This window comes from Paractinoplanes durhamensis (genome assembly GCF_016862175.1).
GTDB lineage: Bacteria > Actinomycetota > Actinomycetes > Mycobacteriales > Micromonosporaceae > Actinoplanes > Actinoplanes durhamensis.
Window position 1 is genome coordinate 1 of the sequence record NZ_BOML01000113.1, and the last position, 2,657, is coordinate 2,657.

The 2,657-nt window shown below is 72.5% G+C and carries 1 protein-coding gene; it reads right to left on the bottom strand.

The window, feature by feature from the left end; genetic code table 11:
• The coding region (locus tag Adu01nite_RS47320; protein ID WP_203735986.1) for a type I polyketide synthase at nucleotides 1–2,657 on the bottom strand (2,657 nt) is incomplete at both ends.

Consider the following 2,657-nt stretch of genomic DNA (forward strand, 5'->3'; position numbering starts at 1 on the left):
GACGCGGAACAACGAGTCCAACGCCGGATCGCCACCAACCGCCAACTGCTCCGGCGACACCGCGCGCAACAGCAGCGACCGCACCGACACGACTGGCGCGCCGGACACGTCGGTCACCGCGACGGACACCGCATCCTGGCCGTCGGGAACGACCCGCACCCGTAGGTCGGTCGCCCCGGTCGCGTGTAGTTCGACGTCTTTCCAGACGAACGGCAACCGCACCTCGTCGGGCTTCGCGTCGAGCAACACGCTGTGCAATGCCGCGTCGAGCAACGCCGGATGAACACCGAACCCGGCGGTCGCGCCACGCACCGCAGCGGGTAGCTCCACCTCGGCGTAGACCTCTTCACCCCGGCGCCACGCCGCGCGCAGACCCTGGAAGGCCGGCCCGTACCGGTAGCCGACGCCCGCCAACCGCTGGTAGAAACCGTCCAGCGGCACCCGCTCGGCGCCTGCGGGCGGCCACTCACCGGCTTCGATCTCGATCCGGTCGGGCCCGGCGGTCGCGCCGGGGGCCAGGACGCCGTCGGCATGACGAACCCAGCCGGCCTGGTCGCCATGCTCGCGGGCTCGGTCGTCCGCGTTGTCGGGCCGGGAATAGACCTCGAGCGAACGCCGGCCCGTCCCGTCCTCGCCACCGACGATCACCTGAAGCCGCACGGCGCCCCGCTCGCTCAGAACGAGCGGCGTGTGCACGGTCAACTCGACCAGACGGTCGCAGCTGACCTCGTCACCGGCGCGCAGGGCCAGGTCGACGAGTGCCGTGCCGGGCACCAGAACGGCACCGCCGACGACGTGGTCGGCGAGCCAGGGCTGGGACGCCAAGGAGATCCGGCCGGCCAGCACGCTGCCGTTACCGTCGGCGAGACCGACGGCGGCGCCGAGCAGCGGGTGCCCGGTCGCGCCCACGCCGGCGGCGGTGACGTCGCCGTGTCCGGGGGTCCGGATGAGCCAGTACCGTTCGTGCTGGAACGCGTAGGTGGGAAGGTCGACCCGGGATCCCGGCGGGTGCGTCGCGGGCCAGTTCACCGCGGCGCCGCGGGTCCACGCAGCGGCCAGGCCGGTCAGCAGGGTCTGCGCCTCGTCGCGGTCCCGCCGCAACAGCGGCACCGCGACGATCGTTGGGTCGCAGTCGGTCACGGCTGCGGTCAGGACCGGATCCGGACCGACTTCCAGTACGGTGGCGACCGCATGGTCCCGAAGGCCGGCCACGCCGTCGGCGAACCGCACGGGCCGGCGCACTTGGGCGAGCCAGTAACCGGCGTCCATCACGGCGGGCGCTCCGGTCAGATTGCTCAGCACCGGCAGCGTCGCCGGGTGGAACCGGAGTCCGTCGAGGGTTTCGGCGAACTCGGTCAGCATCGGCTCCATGCGGTGCGAGTGGAACGCGTGCGACACCCGCAGGCGACGGGTGCGGCCCGGCCAGCCGTCGACGGCGGCGAGCACCGCCTCCTCGTCGCCGGACAGCACCAGCGACGTGGGACCGTTCACCGCGGCCAGCTCGACCCGGCCGGGCACCAGCAGCGGCGCGATCTGCTCCGCCGTGCCCTCGACCGCGACCATCGCGCCGCCGGCCGGCAACTGCTGCATCAGGCGGGATCGGGCGGCCACCAGGGCGCACGCGTCGGCCAGGTCGAGCACCCCGGCAACATGCGCCGCAGCGATCTCGCCCACCGAGTGGCCGAGCAGGACGTCCGGGCGTACGCCCAGCGAGGTGACCAGCCGGTACAGCGCGGTCTCCAGCGCGAACAGGGCGGGCTGTGCCCAGCCGGTGGTGGTCAGCAGGTCCGGGTCTTCGCCCCAGACCACGTCGCGCAGTGAGCCGCCCAGCAGCGGGTCCAGCTCGGCGCACACCGCGTCGAAGGCCTCGGCGAAGGTTCGCCACCGGCCGTAGAGCCCGCGGCCCATTCCGAGGCGTTGCGCGCCCTGCCCCGCGAAGACGATCCCGAGCCGGCCATCGGTCGCCCGTCCGGTCACGACACCCGGGTGCCCGGACGCCTGCTCCGCGAGCCCTTTCAGCCCGGTCAGCAAGGTTTCGTGGTCGGCGCCCACGATCGCGGCGCGGTGTGACAGTTCCGCCCGTTCCCGGACGAGCGCCGCGCCGATCGCGGCCGGTTCGGCGTGCGGCCGCTCGGCCACCCAAGCGGCCAGCCGACCCGCTTGGGCCCGCATCGCGCGTTCGCCGGCACCGGAGACAAGCCACACGACCGGAGCGGGTTTGTCGGTGGATCCGTCCACGGCCATCGGCTCGAGCTGCGGCGCCTGCTCCACGATCACGTGCGCGTTCGTGCCGGAAATACCGAACGACGACACACCAACCCGGCGCGGACGATCCACCTCCGGCCACACCACCGCATCGGTCAGCAGCGACACCTCGCCCGCCGACCAATCCACCTCCGACGTCGGCTCATCCACATGCAACGTCGCCGGCAACACACCATGCTGCATCGCGAGCACGGACTTGATCACCCCGGCCACACCGGCAGCCGCCTGCGTATGACCAATATTCGACTTCACCGAACCCAGCCAGAGAGGACGGCCCGGCGCCCGGCCCTGCCCATAGGTGGCGAGCAGCGCCTGTGCCTCGATCGGGTCACCCAGTCTGGTTCCGGTGCCGTGCGCCTCCACCGCATCGACATCAGTCACCGACAACCCGG